The following is an 18,325-nucleotide window of genomic DNA, read 5'->3' on the forward strand; positions in this document are numbered from 1 at the left end:
TAGCGGTAACAAATGACGGATGACAAAGGACAAAGGACGACCCATTACCCATAAACTCTCAACTCTCAACTATTTCAAACTTGCTGCGACCTTGCTTGCCAGTTCTACCATGCGGTTGACGTAGCCCCATTCGTTGTCGTACCAGGCGAGGATTTTCACCTGGGTTTCATCGACCACCATTGTGGAGAGCGCGTCAATGATGGAAGAGTGCGGGTCATCTTTGTAATCGATGGAAACTAAGGGGCGCTCTTCGTAGCCCAAAATTCCTTTGAGGGAACCGTTTGCGGCGGTTTTCAACATGCCATTAATTTCTTCAACGGTGGTTGGGCGCGACACTTCAAATACACAGTCGGTTAGGGATGCGTTGAGTAAAGGAACACGGACTGCCAGACCATTGAGTTTTCCTTTGAGTTCAGGGTAAATGAGGGCGATCGCGGTTGCTGATCCGGTGGTGGTGGGGATCAATGACAGTCCCGTTGCCCGTGCCCGTCTCAGGTCTTTATGGGGGGCATCTACAATGGTTTGGGTATTGGTGTGATCATGAATGGTGGTGATAACTCCATGTTTGATGCCAATCCCTTCATGGATCACTTTCACAATAGGTGCTAAACAGTTGGTGGTGCAGGATGCTGCTGTGAGTAAGTGGTGCTCACTGGGATTGTAAAGATGGTCGTTGACACCCACCACTACATTGAGTGCGCCCTGCTTCACAGGAGCTGCCACAATCACTTTCTGCACCCCCCGTTTGAAGTAGGGATCGAGGGACTCGGTATCACGGAATTTACCCGAGCACTCCAGCACCAGATCGACACTAAAGTCCTCCCAGGGAACCTCACCCGGTTTGGAATACTCCGTAAACGTCAGACATTTGCTGTCAATGCAAACGCGATCGCTGCCGTCTGCTTCCACCTCGGGTGCCCAGCGCCCATGCACCGAGTCAAACTTCAACAGATGGGCAGCCGTTGCTGTACCTCCTTTGACCTCGTTAATGTGAACAAACTCCAGATCTGACCAGTCCCAGGCAGCCCGTAATGCTAACCGCCCCATTCTGCCAAACCCATTGATCCCAACCCGAATGGTCATTGATTTCCTCCTGAGAGACTGTGGCGGTTACCACTCACTATTGTTAACCACAATGCCTAATCATTTCAAGAAAATTTGATATTTTCCTAAAAAGGAAGCCTCCATTAATCAAGAATAAGGACTCCCACCTATGTAAGTTTTCCTTGTTCAATCAGCTTTTCGCTTTGAAATCAGTACAGGAAAATCTCGCTGGCTCACATCAATTTTTAGTGCTGAGTTGAAACACTGCCTGCCTGCGCAGCAGTTGGGCAATAGTCACGTTCGGTTGGGGTACGCCTTCAAACACCGTTCCGATTTTGCCTTTCGCAAACTGAATTTTGGTCAGGTGGTAACCTTCATCTGGTAAGGGCACATAGCCAATGGAAGGAACTAAAGTCTTGGCATTCTTCAGGTAAAACTCAACAAATGCCTTGACTTCTGGTTTATCTTGAGCTGACTTGGCGTTCACGTAAATGAACAGAGGTCGAGAAAAGGGTTGGTAAGTTGCGCCTTCTACGGTTTCGCGGTTGGGTGCAACCGGACCGTTACCACTATCAATTGCCAGGGCTTTCAGCCGATTTTGACTTGGCTCAAAATAAGCGAAGGGAATATATCCCATGGCGTTGATATCTTTTTCAATTCCCGCAACAAGTTCGTTGTCATCTTCGCTGCCTGTAAAGTCCAATCGACTTGCCTTCGGATCTCCAGTCGTAACTTCATTGAAATAATCAAAGGTCCCAGAATCTTTTCCCGCCCCAAACAAGGTTAAGGGACGGTTGGGATAGGAACTACGAATCTGATTCCAATTAGTGATTTTGCCCTGGGCAGCAGGCTCCCAAACTTTCTTTAGTTCTGCAATCGTAATATCTTTTGCCCAGGTGTTTTTTGGATTCACTGCCAGGGTCAGCGCATCGAATGCCACAGGTAGCTCAATGAAGCGAATGCCCGCCTTGTTACAGGCTTCGATTTCTTTCAGCAATATCGGGCGAGAAGCGTTGCTGATATCCGTTTCAGCGGCACAAAACTTTCTAAACCCAGCACTGGTCCCAGAGAACTGAACAGAAATTTGGCTTTTTTCCCCTTCAGGGGTTTTGCGGAATTCTTTTGCAACTAAATCTGTGACTGGATAAACTGTGCTGGAACCATCAATTTGAACACCAGCTGCGATCGGTGCAGAAATTTCAATAATCTCAGCCTCTTCGGTCGCTGAATTCGTGTTAGTTGCCTGTTGCTGCTCATTACAGGCAGACAGCAAGAGCACCATCACCGCAATTGAACTCAGACCTATACTAAATTTTGCCTTTGTATCGAAAATCATACAGAGATTACCCCACATTCAGCTCAGGGTTTATATCTCCTAATCATTTCAAAAAAAGTTGATTTCTCCAGGTTATCTAGAACACATAGAACCTATATTTTCATTAAGTCCGGGATCAGGGCAGAATCAACGCCCCTTCCGATCAAGACTTATCCTGGCAAGAACGGGCGGGCAGAATCGGGCTAAAGCGGCGATATTCTGCTAAGTACTGCTCTAACACAGCGAATTGGGGCAGGTTAAGGCTGTAGTAAATCCAGCGTCCATCCTGGCGGGCACGCACCAACTCTGCCTCTTTCAAAGTTTTCAGATGAAAAGATAGCTTGGACTGGCTCACCTCTAGCTGTTCGCACAGGTCACAGACACAAAGTTCCTGCTGCCGCAGCAGGTCGATTACTTTGATCCGCAGGGGGTCTGATAGGGCGTGGAAACCAGATGCGATCGCGGGTGGAGTATCAGTCTTAATCATTCACTTGCACTTCAATGATCATTTCGATTCTAAAAGCCTATCGGAAAAGCCGCAAATGCCTGAACCAGGTACTAAGCCCAGGAAGTTTTCGGATAGGGTTTAAGCCATACTGGTTTGAGCGGTAAAACGCGGTTTGGAGATGAGGATTAGGTGTTAGGTGTCAGGTAGCCTTTAGCCATTCTCCATAAGCTTCAAAACTCAAAACTTTCAATTATCCAACTCCCCCCTTTCCATGAACACTCCCAGCCACGCGATTGTGAACCTTGCTTTGCTGGTCGATCAGCAACCTTTAGCGGTTGTGCCGATTGCAGTAGGAGCCATCCTGCCCGATGTGCCAATGTTTGTTATGTACGTTTGGGCAAGGGGAGTTCGTCGCCAGTGTGAGCGACAAATCTGGCAAGAGACTTACTGGGAGCCATTCTGGCAAACAGTTAACCATAGCTTCCATTCCATCCCGCTGGCAGTGATAGGGGCGATCGCAGCCCATATTGCAGGTTGGCAAGTAGCTGAGTTGCTGTTTCTGAGTGCCATTCTCCACTCGCTGGGGGATTTACCCATTCACAATCACGATGCCCATCGTCACTTTTTGCCCTTCAGTCACTATCGGTTTATCAGCCCCTTTTCTTACTGGGATCCTCGTTACCACGGGAAGTTGGTCAGCCTGATGGAAAAACTGCTGGTTCTGGCAGCAACTTTTTATATTTTTCCCATGCTCGACTCCTGGGTTGCCAGAAGCCTTTTGATTGCGACGAATATTGCTTACTTTAGTGGCTACTTTTACCGTAGGGTTTCCCAGCCCTGTGTTGAAGCAAAATCGGTAGAGGGGTAGAGGGGTAGAGGAGTAGAACGGTAGAGGGGAAATATTCACTCATTCACTCCCCCACTCATTCACTCCCCCCTAAAGGCAGCGTAAACCAAAAAGCTGCCCCCTCACCGGGGGAACTGGTTGCCCCAATCACACCGCCGTGGGCAGTAATAATCTGGCGACAGACATATAAGCCGAGACCGATCCCAGGAGAGCGGCGGGTGCGGTTGCCCTGGGCATAGCGCTCGAATAAAGTTTCACATTCTTTTGCGGTCATCCCAACCCCGTTGTCCTGGACGCAACAGCGGAGCATGTCCTCTTCCACAATTGCGGTGAGGGTAATGCACAGTCCGGGTGGGTTGTGTTTGAGGGCATTGGTGATCAGGTTTTCAAACACTCGCCGGATCTGGGCAGGATCCGCATGGATAACGGGCAAATTGTCAGATATCTGGTTATTTAGGGTTGCCTGGTTTTCGATCGCCAACGCCTCCAGGTCATCCACAATCGCCCGTGCCAGTTGACTGAGATTGACCGTCTCACAATGGAGAGCTATACCCTGAACTTCGGTAGAGTGAGCCTCCAGCAAGGAGTTAATCATGTTGACCTGGCGATCGCAGCTCTGGACCATGCGGTCTAAGACTGAGCGAGAGAGCGTGACTGAATCGGTTGTTTTGTTTTGCAGATTTTTCAAGACCATCAGCATTCCCATCACGGGAGTCCGCAAATCGTGGGAAACGGCGTGTAAAAAGTCGTCCTTAACCTGGCTGAGTTCTTGCAGTTCGACCATACTTTGCTGAAGCTGGGCAGTGCGTTCCTGTACCTGCTGTTCCAGGTTAGCAATCAGGTCTTGCACTTGCTGGTAAAGCTGGGCTTGCTGAATGGCGATCGCCGCCTGGGTTGCCAGTTGAGACATTAACTCAATTTCAAATGGTGTCCAATGCCGGGAACGACTGCACTGCTGGGCAACCAGGACCGCAAAAAACTGATCTTCCAGCAAAATAGGCACTCCCAAGCTGGCTTGGATGTTGCACTGGCTGTAATAGTCTGCCAGCATAGGCGATATATGAGCTTGAGCCGTATCGTCGATCGCCTGCACCTGCCCCTGAGCAAACAGGGTTCGGATCTCCCGCAGATGCAGGTCATTGGAAATCCAGGACAGGATAGAACCCCACTCTTCTGCAAAGGACTCTGCCATAATCCTGCCCTGCCAGTTGGGGTCAATCTGACCGATGAAGACGCGGTCAGCTTCTAAAAACTGGCGCACTTCTTCCACAGTGGTTGTCAGGATTTGGTCCAGATTCAGCGATCGCCGAATCCGGAGGGCAATCTGCCCCAGCAGGCGATCGCGTTCGGCATTTGCCCGCAGTTGTGCTTCGGTTAGCTTGCGATCGGTAATGTCGCGCATAATTGCCAGCACTTCGTCCACTCCGCTCACAACCAGCCGAGCTTCATAATCCCGCAGTTCGCCGTGGTGGTCGAGCTGGTACTCAAAGATCTGGGTTTCTCCCGTTTCCAGCGTTTGTTCGATGTAGTACATCCGCTCTTCCGCAACATCCGGTGGCAATACCTCAGATACGGTCTTGCCAATCATTTTGCTGGGAGGAACCACAAAATCGCTTTCCAGATCGGCTTTACAATCCAGATAGGTTCCATCTCGACGAATGCGCAGCATCAGGTCAGGAATCGCATTCAGAAAGGCTTGATTGCGGGCTTCACTACGTTCCAGGGCTTCCTGTGCCTGTTTTCGCTCTGTAATGTCAATGGTGACGGCTAAAACACAGGGTTCTCCCTTGAAAGTAATCACATCCGCAGAAAACAGCACTACCCCAATTTCACCAGACTTGCGGCGAATTTTGGTTTCCAGGTTATATACCGTCCCCATCTCTACCAGAAGTTGCAGCATTTCCTCCTGACGTAGGGAATCTTCTGCCCAAATGTTCAGTTCCAGGGAGGTTTTGCCAATTACTTCATCCCGTTGGAAGCCAACCGTTTTCAGAAAGCTGCCATTCACATCAATCAGGCGGGCATCTGCCAAAGCTGACAGTGACATGGCGGCTGGGCTGGAATGGAAAGCCTTGGAAAATTTCTCCTCGGACTCTCGGAGCGCGGCTTCTGCCTGTTTGCGTTCGGTAATGTCTAGCAGCGTACCCATAATGGCAGGCTGTCCGTTGTAGATGGTCTTGCTGCCCAGAACTTCCATATCACGTTGAACGCCGTCCTTACGGATCGTTCGCAGGTTGTAATGGAGTGCATCAATTTCTCCCTCAATCCGCCTGCGAATGTTTTCAGCCGCCATTGCCCGGTCTTCTGGTACCACCAGGTCGAGAACCGAGGTGCCCACCAGTTCATCAACGGGGTAACCCATGATTTCAGCCAGTCTGGGGTTGACGTAGGCAATCTTGCCCTGCTGAAGCACGTAGATGCCAACCAGCGATTGCTCTACCAGCAGCCGGAAGCGGGTCTCGTTTTCTCGCAGGGCGGCTTCGACTCGTTTGCGATCGGTAATGTCTAATACATAACCCTCGTAGTGAGTCACTTCTCCCTGCTCATTCCGGACAATGCCACACAGGTCATAAATCCAGCGAATTTCGCCGTCTGCCTGAATAATGCGATAGTCTTGCTCCACAGCACTGAGATGGGCAGCCACTCCTGCTTCGACCTCTTTGCCAACCCGTGGCAAGTCTTCCGGATGGACAATTTGACCGTAGAGCAGTCTCCCGCTGGTAAATTCTTCGGGCGTATAACCAAACTGGGCAATGTTGGCAGAAACATAATCCACGGGCCAGTTGTCTCCGGCAACCCAGCGAAACACAACAACGGGACCTTCGGCAAACAGGCGGCGCTCTCGATCGCTGGCACGTTCTGCCTGCTTGCGTTCGGTAATGTCGCGCATGAACATGACCACTTCCTGTTCACCACAGACGACGACCCTGGCTTCGCGATCGCGGACGGCTCCATGCGCCGCAATTTGATACTCAAAGCTTTGTAATTCCCCCGTCTGCAATGCCTGTTGCACATAATGCATCCATCGCCGCGCAATGGCAGGTGCCAGCAACATTTCTACGGTCTTGCCAAGACATTCCGATGGAGGTAGAAGTAAGTCTTCATTCAGGGCTGCCTTCACCCCCAAAAACCTGCCATCCGCATGGAGGTGAAAGACAAAATCGGGGATGGCATCGATCAGTGCCCGCGATCGTGCCTGACTTTGCCGCAGTGCCTCTTCTGCCGCCACTTGCTCAGTGATGTCTCTGATGACGGCGAGCAGATGGAGTTTTCCCAGGTAATGGAAACGGGTTCCAATCACTTCGATATGAAATGGAGTCCCATCTTTTTTGACATCGACAGCACGACAGCGAAACGGTCGATTGGCTTTGATCGCTGCTACATATTCATCAAACAGGTAATAGCTGTCTGGATGGATGAACGTTTGGGGAGACAACCCAATAAATTCTTCGCGAGTGTAACCGTGCATCTCACAGACTGCCGGGTTCGCCTCTATGACAGCGCCCGTGTCTGAGTCACCAATGATTAACCCATCACTAATGGCTTCAAAAATACTGCGGTACTGAGTTTCTGCCTGTTGCTGACGTTTTTTTGCCTGTTTTAAGTCCGTCACATCCCGCTCGATCGCCAGCACTTCTTCTTCCCCACTGGCAACAACCCGCACCTCATACTCCCGCTGTTCTCCATCATGAGGCTCCCAGATATTTCCAAGCTCATACTCCACCGTTTGCAACTTGCCGGTATCCAACGCTTGATTGATTGCCTCCAGGCAACGTTCAGCAATTTCAGGCGGTACAAATTCCCTTAAGTTGGTGCCTCTGATAGTCTCTGGACTAAATCCATGCTCAGCGTCCTCTGGAGTCCCTTTAAAGTCAAGGTTATCGCCGTTGCGGTTGGTCAGGAAAACGCGATCGGGGAGGGCATTCAAAATTGCTTCATATCGCCCGTGCCGCTGCGCCGACGCAACCGCATTCCCGAAGTCAACTAACTTTCTTGTCAGGATTGCCTGCACCTGCTCAAAGGCGGCATCATCCCGACAGCACTCTCGAATTGCCTCTAGATCGCTGGAATCAAGAATCATCGCTTTTTCCTGGGAGCAAGGTTGCCCTGTAACCATTCCCTTAACACCATATTCTTCTTAGAAACAAGCCAACTAGGCTTTTTTACGAAAAGAATTTAGGTCGAATTTTAGGACGATGAATGAGGGGTAAAGGGCAACCGTGAAAAGTCAACGAGAAAACCCTTTTTTCCAAGCAGGTTTCACGCCTGGTAATTTTTTACTTCATTCAAGCTTTACAAACAAGGTTTCTTGGCAATGGGTAGCTCCCTAAATCACGCAACCACTGACAGATTAGGATGCTGGCAAATTTTGTTGATCACTTTGACGTAGGCATCGGTTGCGGCATGGAAGACGCTGCTGTGACTGGCTCCTTCCTGAAAACTCTGGCTGGCACACTCAATGCGGATCACCACTTCAATCGGTGCATCTGCCCCAAACAGGGTTGCCTGGGGGACAAAAAAGCGGCTCAAATGGCGGGGTGGCATCGTGGGGAAACATTCGTTGGCAATCTGGTCCACTGCCCGCTGAATCGCATCAAAGGGAGTCACTCCCTCGGCAGTCGCTTCAAAGAGTTTGCCGCAGGAATCGCGGAGCAGGATCGATGCCTGATTTTCGTTGCCGCAGATAAGGGTGCTTTGCTCCAGATGGAAGTATTGCACGGTTTGCAATTCGGTGGAAACCAGTTCGGTATTGCTATCGGGCGAGAGCAGAAAAGCCCCCACTGAAAAAACACCAATTTTGCATTCTGCGGTTTCGTCTGATTCCGCATTGTGACTGGGAATCCGCACAAACAGCGACCAGTTGCTTTCAAATTGATGATGCTCTTTCAGAGTGCGGGCAAACAAATAGGGTTCCCAGGTGACAATCACATCCAGGTGGTAGGCAACGGCACAAGCTAACCGTAGGGCATCGCAGAAGTTGATCTGGTGGTAGTACCCAGCTTCTTCCAAAATCCAGGTGTCGATGGGGCAAACGTGAACCAGTTGCAACAGGTTCCGGTAAGCTTCCATGCAAACCGGGTCTTCATAGAAACTGAAAATTCCCCAGAAGTTGCAAGCTAAAGCGTAGTCATGATCGGTCATGTACCAGCGAACGTCTTGCACTGTCAATCGACGCAGCAGATCGACATAGTACCGCTGATACGGAGTTGATTTTCCCAAAACATCTTTAAAAACGTTCTGGAAAACGTTTGCAGTAATTAAGGCATTGCGCATAACACCCTATGGGACACAATGCGGACATGAATGAGACCTAACGAACCAAACTACTTATCATCAACAGGTGTTTTATGCCACTTCCTCAGACGATCGCCCTGTCTCTGAAGGCGGCTTTTTGGTTGGATACGCTGACTGCACAACTTCCCGGTCAACGTTCTTAGGTTCAGCCTCCTCACGCCAGGTATTTGCTGGAGCATTGGTCAGGGGATCCTGAGTCGCTGCTCGATTGGTTTGCACCTCCTGAATCAGGGTTTCTAGCTTTGCCAGATAGGCGGGTAAAGCCCCAATGTGTTCAACATTCGTCATGACCTCTTCCAAGCGTGCCTCTAACTTAGCGACTCGCTGCTTGGTTTCGATGTCATTTTCTGGGGTGTAGCCGCTGTGGGGCAGCATGGTGTAAACAGGAGCGGGAGAAATACTGCTGAAATTCATCTGCCTGAGTCTTCTCAACTCCTGGATCTCTGCTTCCAAGACCGAAATGCGATCGTCCGCATTGGCGTGTAGTCCCTGTTTCAGTAGCCGGTAAACCAGTTCAGTCACAGAAATATTATCGCTTTCTGCCCGTTGCCGCAGGTCTTGCATGAGATCTTCGGGCAAGCGGAAGCTAACCAGTTTTCTATCAGATTTTCTGTCCATGGTGGCTTCAGAAGACTCCGTTGATATACAGTTGACTGAATTTGTATTCTTCCGGCTATCAATTGTATCCAACCCTGGAACAGAAACATAGACATTGCTGTCGAGTTTCATCATTTGTTTACCCGCTCCGCTTTAGCCAAGAACCTTATGCTGGCACCGAGCTAGCTTAACGCCAATTGGAATTAATTCTAGAGGCAGTTTACTAAATCTTCAAGTCCTGTCTGTAAATTTTGGGGTATTTGAGGCGCGATCGCCTTGCTTGCCTCGCTGCCGTGCCGAACAATAGCGACCCCAATTTCTGAGATATGTATCTTTCACTACAGAATATTGTATATCAAACGTATATCAAATAGAATTACTAATGAATTTACTTGCAATACAGCATGACAGCTTTTGTTGATCATCGAGGATAGCCCTATGAGATGCCCCTACAGTGACAGTTTCATGCCCCGTTGTCAGATTGCGATGCACCCTGATAAACAAGATGTAGAGTATTGCCGGGTGTGTGGGGAATGGCGACGGATCAGCCAGGTGGGTGATGAGTTACCGAACCTATTTCTGATGGCGATCGCGATCGCGATCATTCTGATGGTTTTTACCAGTCTACTGAATGAATCAGAACGGCAAAGATTGCGGGAGTCAAATTTCAGTTTCCTCCAGATAGAGAAGAAAGAAGAACCTTTCTGGAAAAAAGTTCTGTAGGCTCCCTTTTTACGATGCCTTTGATCTCATAAGGGATGTGCCCCCAAATAAAGTACCTGCTAGACAAGATGCTCCACGATGGATTCCCGCCTGCGCGGGAATGACGTTGAGACTTTATTAATTTGCGAGTCCCTTACAGCCATTCCGCTGGTGGCAAGAACTCTGGCTACCGTACTGGGGCAGTAATAATCTCTGTAAACCACCCTACTGTCTGGTCAAGGTCTTAGTGATGTTTCTCGGTTGATCGATGTTTAAGCCCCGTTCGAGGGCGATGTAGTATGCCAGCAGTTGTAGGGGAATGACGGTCAGAAAGGGGGATAGTCGCTCATCGATCGCAGGCAACAGGATGGAGTGATCAAATAACTGGCTGTGGCTGGCTGTGGTGGTGATGCCAATCACGGGAACGGGGTGGGATTTGATTCGGCGAAGGGTGGCAAGAACCTGCTCGCTGGTGAGGTCGGGAGTCAGGTTAGCACCATTGTTTGGAACCAGAATCGCAATTACGGGAATGCCAGGTTCCAGTAAGGCGATGGGTCCGTGGAGGAATTCGCCTGCGGCGTACCCTTCGGCATGAATGTAGGTGGTCTCTTTCAGTTTGAGGGCACCTTCGAGGGCGATCGCGCGGTTCACTCCCTGTCCTAGCACAATGCAGTTTTTAGCGGACGCGAGTTTCTGGGCGATTGCCTGAATGGATGACTGCTGCTCCAGGATCGTTTGGATCTGGCTGGGCAGCGATCGCAGGTCGGTGGTGAGTGGTTGCCATTCGTCGTGACCAATGGCGTGAAGCTGATTGGCAAGTTCCAGGCTGAGGCAAGCCAGAACGGCTAACTGGGCAGTAAAGGTTTTGGTGGCGGCAACGCCTGTTTCTTTTCCGGCGAGGGTGGGCAGCAGGCGATCGACGATGGTGGCTAGGGTGCTATGGGGGTGATTGGTAATGCCAAACAGGGGGTTGGGGAGGGCATCTGCCAGATGGGTGTAGCGGGTTTTCTGGTGTTTGGCGGCTGCCAGGGTATCGGCGGTTTCGCCGGATTGGGTGATGGCGATGGTCAGGGTGTTGGGGGTGAGGGGCAGCGGGGCGGACAAAAATTCGGAGGGCGATCGCACTCTGGTGGGAATCCCTGCGATTTGCTCTAACCAGTACTGGGCAATGAGTCCGGCGTGGCGGCTGGTGCCGCTGGCGAGGATGTGGATTTGGGCAGGGGGACAGGGGAGCAGAGGAGCGGAGGGGTAGGGGAGCAGGTAGGTGGAGAGGCAGGTTTGTAAAACTTCGGGCTGGGCGTGGATTTCTTGCAGCATGAAGTGGGGATAACCCTGGGGATCGATGGGGTTGGCGTTCGGTTTTTGGGCTGGGGGCTGGGGCAACAATGGGTTTCATCCTGAATGGTGGTTGGTTTGATTGTTCCCGATGGATGGGCGATCGCGCTTCTTCAATTGGAATTATTTTGGCAATTGTCAGGCTAAGACCTCGATTTCAAAACTTCCAAGGTCTGGGGAGCTTTACCACTGACCAATGAGGCTACGGATCACTGACCACTTCATCAATTTCCAAACAAGCGATTTGCCCCTGTTAGTGTTGAAACGGTGAATTCACCGTATTTTCCTTGAGGGTGTTAATAAAAGTTTGTAAGGTTTTAATGAGAGATCTGTGGTTTCTCCGGAGGGTCCTGGGAATCCTGGATAAGGAAACTAATTGTCCATTTATGAAGGGCTGAAACTATGCCGACCAAAGCTACCGCTACAACAATTGCTACGGATGAGGTTTGGGTCTTACTGACGCTGTGGGCATTGGGAGGAGGGCAATCAGGCGGTAAGGTTGGTCGGGGCGCTCTTCCAGATTCGATTAAAGGGGCAAAAGGGAAGCCTGGGAAGTACGGGAAAAGTTTCAAAGCGCTGGAAGAATCGGGCGCAATTGTGATTACTCAAGAGAAAAAGCGGTATGACAAAATTTCTGTGACTTCAGCAGGAGAGAAGATGCTCTTGCAGGGAATTGTCCATCCCGATTTTAAATTTGGTGCTGTGATTAGCGGGAAGACTGCGAATGCTTTACTAAGTCTGTTGCGCAGTGGTTCAGCGAACCATGCTGAAAGTAATGGTCATGGTGGTGCAAGTGCGATCGCATCCTACGATCAATTCAAGCAAGTTGCATTAGAAACCTATGATCGTCTAAACCGTGACTACAATCTTGATGATTTAGTGCCTATTTATAGAATCCGTCGGGAAATCGGTGATCAGATGAAACGCTCTCAATTTGATGAGTGGATTTTAGAGATGCAAACCAAAGATATTTGGCAACTTATTGGTGGGGAAATGCCAGAACTCACACCTGATAAAGCAGAGGACTCTATCAAAACTGCATTAGGTGGTGTACGTTACTACGCAAAACGGCTCTAAGGTATGCAATTCAGGGTTGCTAGCTTGCCAGGTTAAAGTTTTCAATTTATCTTCCAGCTACAGAATATGAACAGCTCACTCGTTTCACCGATTGAAGAGATTAATGCGGCTTTGCTCGACCATAACCCTTTTTCTCAACCCCCTTTTGTCAATGCCAACAATGTTTGGGGAAAGGGATTTCCTGATGTTGACAAACTAAACGCTCATGCCTCTGATGCTGTTTTCAAAGTTTTAGATGAAATTCGTACAGGTCACTATTCTACAGCCTCAATTTTAATTACAGCTCAAAACGGCACGGGCAAAACTCATATCATTAGTCGAATTCGTCATCGACTTCAGAGTCAGGGTGGAGCATTATTTATTTTTGCGAACAAGTTTAATGACATTAACCAAGTTAAGCAAGGATTTCAGCAGCTTTTAGCGGACAGTCTTAGTAATATTGGCAGCCAAGGAGTAAAGCAATGGCAGGAACTTGCCACTTCTATGGCTAATGATGTTTTCAAGGTTGCAAACCCGAACTCTCAACCCTGGGAAGCCAAGGATTTGGTGAAAAAAATTGAAACCAGCACTGAAGAACAAATTTCAGCATGGATTACTAGGCTCACTAAATTATTCTGCAAAGTTAAAACCATTCAAGATCCAGATATTATCCGAGCTGTTTTTTGGACGCTTTCAGAGAATGAAGCTTCCTATGCATCCAATTGGTTAGCAGGAAAAGAACTGGCTCAATTCAAGGCAAATGATCTCAGATTACCAAATCAAAACCAGTCTTTTGATACAGTTCTACAGATCCTAGGTTTAATCAGTGAGTACTACGAGTTAATTATTTGTTTTGACGAACTTGATCTGCCTGAAGTAAGTGATACAGGTTTGTATAAATCACAAGTTGTAGCAGGTTTGGTTAAAGAGCTTTCTGAAAACCTCAAACGTGGGGTTATCGTGAGTGTCATGATGCCAGGAATTTGGAATGAAAAAATTCAAAAAGAACTTCCTGCAAGCGTTTCAAGTAAAATGACTACTTACTGCCCTCCTTTAGACTTAAAGTACTTAGACAGCGATACTACTCTTGAAGTCGTTTCTTTCTTCTTAAAAGAGTATTACGATGCAAGAGATTTAATTCCTCCACATTCTGTTTATCCTTTTGATGAAGGGCAACTTAGAGCAATCGGACGTGAAAAACCAACTGTTCGAGAAGTATTGCAGTGGTGCCGAGAGCATTGTAAGCCTCCTACAAGTGTAATAGATCCTCCCATAGTAGATACAGATCGAACTGAACTAGCTTTTACTAACGAACTGAGTGAGGACGTTAAAAACTTTTTAGATGATAACTATTTTCTGGCTGATGCTTTAATCTATAGTTTCCAGGCATTAATTGGTCAAAAAGTAGAGGGAGTACACATCAAAGATGTAACTATTGGTGTAGGAAAGAAAGGACGTAAAGACGCTTATCTCAATTTCAAAATCCTTGGGCAGGAAGAAGGAAAATCAGTAAGTATAGGTGTTGCAGTCTTACAGTATGACGGGGGTAAAGGATTAGGAGCAGGCTTTAAAAGACTTTTAGATGTAGATAATCATTTTGAACTAACTCGTGGTTGTTTAGTGCGTTCTAAAGAAAAACCAATTAATAATCATTTTCAGAGGACATATCTTACTCCTTTAATTGAGAGTGGAGGAGAATTTGTAAAACTTAGAGAGACAGAAATTAAACCATTAATTGCAATTCGTTCAGTTTATCAAAAGCGCCAGTCAGAATATGGTGTAAGCGAAGAGGAGATTTTGAATTTTATTGCTGGAAAAGGTGCAAAGTATTGGTTAGGTATTCATAATCCCCTACTGAAGGAGATTTTGAGTAATCCATCTTATCAAATACCCGATGATATTGAGGATGAGCCTCAAGTTTCGGCACAAAACAGTGTTCAAGAACCTGATTCCACTGAAGAAGATCTAGAAGAGTTGATGGTTCATGCTTGAAATAACTCAACTTGATAGAGTACTGTGTCTACCTGCTGTCGATATTACTGCACTACTGAAAGGTCAACTTATTGCAGTAATCCCTAGAGTTTCTGTGCAAAAGGGATGGTCATTTGCTCTATATCCTTGCCCAGAATCAACTAATACTTTGAATTTTGAACAGCAGTATCGCTCACCATATTGGTCTTTAGCTAGTACTGCATTTTCTCAGTATCATCCCGAAAATGCAGCAATTGAAGCATGGGCAAGATGTGAACATTGCACAATACTACATGAACCTCAGCAGGTAGAAGCATTGTCTAGTTTAACGATCTGGACGAAAGATGCTTTGAGGAAGAATTTAAGCGAACGAAACCATTTATTTCTTGCTCTGCTGCGAGTCTATCAACTATCTGAGCCTATCAAAGTATCTAATAATGCTATTAACACCGAAAAATGTGGAAAGTTTGTAGGTTTAAACTTTTTAGGTGAACAATTCGTCAACTCAATCCAAATCGAAAAATCTTTGCCCATTTTGAGCGATTTAACCTTTCATAGACAACAGCGAAGATTAATCGAATTGCGCCCATTTCCCTATTCTGAACTGGAAGAATTGCAATCTCTTGTTGCTCAAACTATAACTAGCCATGCTGCTGAAACTCTTGTTCATGATATTAGGACATTTTTGAGTTGGTCAGACAGTAAAGCTAAACATACACTCGGTGCTGATTTAACTTGGATAAAAACAATTACAGAATTAGGCGAACGGAGTAAAGAACAGGATGATGGAAAGAAAAGTAATTATCAGGCAGGAACAGATTTTGAAATTATTGTTCGCAATGGACTTGAATTTATAGGCTTTAAGGTTGAAGAAGCCTTTAAAGGGGGTGCTGGTGGATTAGACTTATTTTGCTCACATCCTTATCCATTAGTTGGGGAATGTAAAGCTGGTAGAAGTATTCCAGATAGGGCCGTTGAGGAATTAGATCGAATTGGGAAGCGCCACCTTAAAGAAAATTTTCTAACGGCTACCAGACTAATTATTGGACCAGGGCAACCCACAAGGAATCTTCAAGACTCCGCACAGATTTCAAAGACAAGTATCATTACTGCTATGACTTTTGAGAAATTGGTTGAACTTCAAGCAAAATATCCAGGTTCAGTAGATTTAATTGATCTCAAGCAATACTTAGTTCCTGGAATGATTGATTATAAAATTGACGAATATGTTGAAAAGACTTTAAAGGAAATTAAGTTACGCTCTCAAATGGTTAAAGCGGTTAAACAACTAGCTGACACTGAACCTGATCGAAGACAATTTGAAGTTGCTGAAATTCGAGTACAATACAACATTGCTTTTGGGAGACAGGACAACGCTATCCTGGACAACCAAACAGTGCATGAATTATTAATAGAACTTTCTTCACCTCTAACAGGTTATTTAGGCAGGGTTAAGGGAACTAGCTTGCAAACAGATCGCTTCTACTTCCTGCGTGACTTTCCAGAAGACGACAGTTCCCTTGAGAACAAGGAATAGTTTTTGGGGTCAGACTGTCCAATCTTCAAGTAGTAGGCCCGATACTTTACCAAAATCTCGGCGATTACGGGTCAACAAAATCAATTCATGGAACAGCGCAATTGCAGCAATTCGGGCATCCATCTTTGCCAGTTGAATTCGTTGTGACTGTAACTGGTTAAATGTCGTAGCTGCACCCGCATCGAACGAGACAAGGGGCAACACCTTGAAATCGCTGACAAGGCGTGCCATTATTTCATATCCTTTCACTACGTCATTGAGGTTACGAGCGCGACTGATATAAACGTGACTGCCAAGCATCTGTTCATGAAATGTTACAGTCGATACAGCGAAATCTGATAGCGGATAGCGAGTCATGCGCGTCAAAAGTTTACTGTAATCTTCCCCTGCTTGACGCTGAAGAATGCTCAGATGATCCGTATCCAGTAAATACTTCATAGCTCATCTTGAGCTTCCAGAAGCGACTTATCGCCCTGGCGAATCCCTCTTCCATAAGCAAGTACCTGCTCAAAGGCAGGTTCATCTTTGAAAGATCCTGTTATTTGTTGCAGCCAATTCGTCGGTTGAGGCGTAGCAACTTGCTTTTGCAACTCAGCGATCGCGGCTTCTACTACAGCAAGCCGATCCTCTAAAGAAGTGTTGGTTGCCATTTGGGTTTCTCCTCATTCGTCGTTTCTGTCTGAAGAGCAGCGATCGCGATCGCTGCTCACAACACCAACCCCCTAAACGGTTGCCGCCACCTTACCCGCCTCCAGGATGCCTTCCTTCTTTGCCATCTCCAACATCAGGTCAATCACCCGGCAAGAATAGCCCCACTCATTGTCATACCAGGAAACTACCTTAAAGAAATTGGAGTTTAGTTCCATCCCAGCCTTGGCATCAAAAATGCTGGAACGCGGATCGGTACGGAAATCCATCGAAACGACTTGGTCATCTGTATAACCCAGAATTCCAGCCAGAGCACCCTCCGACGCTTCCTTCATGGCTGCACAAATTTCCTTATAGCTGGTTGACTTCGTAGTTTTAAACGTCAGATCTACCACCGAAACATCTGGAGTACCTACCCGGAAGGCCATCCCGGTCAGCTTGCCCTTCAACTCTGGCAGCACCAGCGCTACAGCCTTTGCCGCTCCCGTAGAAGACGGAATAATGTTTTGGGTTGCCCCGCGTCCACCCCGCCAGTCCTTCTTACTGGGACCATCCACCGTGGGTTGGGTTGCCGTCATCGCGTGAACCGTCGTCATCAGCCCCTCAGCCAATCCAAACGTCTCATGCAGCACCTTCGCCACAGGTGCAAGGCAATTCGTTGTGCAGCTTGCGTTCGAGACAATCACATCCTTAGACGCATCGTATTCGTGGTGATTCACCCCCATCACAAACGTCCGCACCCGCTCCGGATCTTTCGTAGGAGCAGAAATCACAACCCGTTTTGCCCCCGCTTTCAGATGGTTTTCGGCTCCCTCATAGCCGGTGAACAAACCCGTCGATTCCACCACATAATCGGCACCCAGGTCACCCCAGGGTAGTTCTGCCGGATTTCTAACCGCCGTACAGGGAATAAACCGACCATCGACTACAATTCCATCCTCACGGCTTTCCACCGAACCCTTATACATCCCGTGGGTAGAGTCATACTTCAACAGATAACCCAGATTATCCGGCGGCACCAGATCATTAATTCCAACAAACTCAATCTCTGGGTAAGCCATCCCAGCCCGCATCACCAGGCGTCCAATCCGACCAAATCCATTAATTCCAACTTTCAAAGTGGACATGATATAAAACTCCTGTCAAAACGGAAAGAGATGTAGAAGAAGGTAGCAGGTGTTAGGTGCCAGGGTTCAGCAAGGGCGTTTGTCCTTGCCATTAATGTCTTGCGGATCGTGAGGTCTGCCACAGCTACCTATAAAGGGTATATCGGTAAATCCCAGCTTTGATTGCATCTCAGTCTCTTTTAAGGATTGGAAGGATGGGGGTGAAGTTGAGAGTTAAGAGTTGAAAGTTGAAAGTTAAGCGTTGAGACTGAAGGGGCAGTGGTCATTGGTCATTAGTCATTGGTCATCAGTAGCGTCATCAACCACAAACCTGGGACGCCGAACCTCCTCACCCCTGATACCGTTCGGCTGAGCGCTCACGTCGAAGCCTCACTCCTCACTCCTCACTCCTATTCCAACCCAT

15 protein-coding genes are annotated in these 18,325 nt (G+C 47.8%); 5 read left to right on the plus strand and 10 right to left on the minus strand.

The genetic code is table 11. The features are described from left to right. Window positions 1-69: 69 nt before the first annotated feature. The 3 genes from AC1S52_RS26845 to AC1S52_RS26855 all read right to left on the minus strand — a co-directional run bounded on the left by AC1S52_RS26845 (window position 70) and on the right by AC1S52_RS26855 (window position 2,846). A complete protein-coding gene (locus tag AC1S52_RS26845) occupies window positions 70-1,083 on the minus strand; it encodes an ArsJ-associated glyceraldehyde-3-phosphate dehydrogenase (protein WP_482032109.1) in 1,014 nt (337 codons plus the stop codon). Between the two features lie 199 nt (window positions 1,084-1,282). Continuing rightward, a complete protein-coding gene (locus AC1S52_RS26850; protein ID WP_482032110.1) occupies window positions 1,283-2,326 on the minus strand; it encodes a PstS family phosphate ABC transporter substrate-binding protein in 1,044 nt (347 codons plus the stop codon). Window positions 2,327-2,522: 196 nt separating this feature from the next. Continuing rightward, window positions 2,523-2,846: an ArsR/SmtB family transcription factor gene (locus AC1S52_RS26855; RefSeq protein ID WP_482032111.1), complete on the minus strand. Its 324-nt coding sequence runs from the start codon at window positions 2,844-2,846 to the stop codon at window positions 2,523-2,525. Window positions 2,847-3,078: 232 nt separating this feature from the next. On the opposite strand from AC1S52_RS26855, the gene AC1S52_RS26860 reads away from it, so the two are divergent. After that, complete coding sequence (locus tag AC1S52_RS26860) at window positions 3,079-3,675, plus strand: hypothetical protein (protein ID WP_482032112.1); 597 nt, start codon at window positions 3,079-3,081, stop codon at window positions 3,673-3,675. Window positions 3,676-3,730: 55 nt separating this feature from the next. On the opposite strand, the gene AC1S52_RS26865 is transcribed toward AC1S52_RS26860, so the two are convergent. The 3 genes from AC1S52_RS26865 to AC1S52_RS26875 form a co-directional block, all read right to left on the minus strand. Beyond that, window positions 3,731-7,735: a PAS domain S-box protein gene (locus tag AC1S52_RS26865; RefSeq protein ID WP_482032113.1), complete on the minus strand. Its 4,005-nt coding sequence runs from the start codon at window positions 7,733-7,735 to the stop codon at window positions 3,731-3,733. 251 nt (window positions 7,736-7,986) lie between these two features. Beyond that, the gene (locus tag AC1S52_RS26870) at window positions 7,987-8,928 is read right to left on the minus strand and encodes an alpha-isopropylmalate synthase regulatory domain-containing protein (protein ID WP_482032114.1); all 942 of its coding nucleotides are present in this window, start codon (window positions 8,926-8,928) and stop codon (window positions 7,987-7,989) included. A gap of 72 nt (window positions 8,929-9,000) precedes the next feature. After that, window positions 9,001-9,681, minus strand: coding sequence for a hypothetical protein (locus AC1S52_RS26875; RefSeq protein ID WP_482032115.1), 681 nt, complete (start codon window positions 9,679-9,681; stop codon window positions 9,001-9,003). Window positions 9,682-9,984: 303 nt separating this feature from the next. On the opposite strand from AC1S52_RS26875, the gene AC1S52_RS26880 reads away from it, so the two are divergent. Then, window positions 9,985-10,269 carry a hypothetical protein gene (locus AC1S52_RS26880; protein ID WP_482032116.1) on the plus strand — a complete coding sequence of 95 codons (285 nt, stop codon included), beginning with the start codon at window positions 9,985-9,987 and terminating at the stop codon, window positions 10,267-10,269. Between the two features lie 204 nt (window positions 10,270-10,473). Here the strand turns inward: AC1S52_RS26880 and AC1S52_RS26885 are convergent, their stop codons facing one another. After that, entirely contained in the window at window positions 10,474-11,634 is a 1,161-nt protein-coding gene (locus AC1S52_RS26885) for an SIS domain-containing protein (protein WP_482032117.1), read from the minus strand. Window positions 11,635-11,985: 351 nt separating this feature from the next. On the opposite strand from AC1S52_RS26885, the gene AC1S52_RS26890 reads away from it, so the two are divergent. The 3 genes from AC1S52_RS26890 (at window position 11,986) to AC1S52_RS26900 (ending at window position 16,147) form a co-directional block, all read left to right on the plus strand. Continuing rightward, window positions 11,986-12,660, plus strand: coding sequence for a hypothetical protein (locus AC1S52_RS26890; protein WP_482032118.1), 675 nt, complete (start codon window positions 11,986-11,988; stop codon window positions 12,658-12,660). Window positions 12,661-12,726: 66 nt separating this feature from the next. Next, the gene (locus AC1S52_RS26895) at window positions 12,727-14,631 is read left to right on the plus strand and encodes a hypothetical protein (RefSeq protein WP_482032119.1); all 1,905 of its coding nucleotides are present in this window, start codon (window positions 12,727-12,729) and stop codon (window positions 14,629-14,631) included. Continuing rightward, on the plus strand, window positions 14,624-16,147 hold the full coding sequence (locus AC1S52_RS26900) for a DUF1802 family protein (RefSeq protein ID WP_482032120.1): 1,524 nt from the start codon (window positions 14,624-14,626) through the stop codon (window positions 16,145-16,147). The genes AC1S52_RS26895 and AC1S52_RS26900 overlap by 8 nt, the downstream gene beginning before the upstream one ends. A 9-nt stretch (window positions 16,148-16,156) precedes the next feature. On the opposite strand, the gene AC1S52_RS26905 is transcribed toward AC1S52_RS26900, so the two are convergent. The 3 genes from AC1S52_RS26905 to gap all read right to left on the minus strand — a co-directional run bounded on the left by AC1S52_RS26905 (window position 16,157) and on the right by gap (window position 17,922). Continuing rightward, window positions 16,157-16,585, minus strand: a complete 429-nt coding sequence (locus AC1S52_RS26905) for a type II toxin-antitoxin system VapC family toxin (protein WP_482032121.1) — start codon at window positions 16,583-16,585, stop codon at window positions 16,157-16,159. Further along, entirely contained in the window at window positions 16,582-16,797 is a 216-nt protein-coding gene (locus tag AC1S52_RS26910) for a hypothetical protein (protein ID WP_482032122.1), read from the minus strand. Before AC1S52_RS26910 ends, AC1S52_RS26905 begins: the two co-directional genes overlap by 4 nt. 72 nt (window positions 16,798-16,869) lie before the next feature. After that, a complete protein-coding gene (gene gap / locus AC1S52_RS26915; protein WP_482032123.1) occupies window positions 16,870-17,922 on the minus strand; it encodes a type I glyceraldehyde-3-phosphate dehydrogenase in 1,053 nt (350 codons plus the stop codon). Between the last annotated feature and the right edge of the window lie 403 nt (window positions 17,923-18,325).

Source organism: Kovacikia sp. CALU 1929, assembly GCF_056784235.1.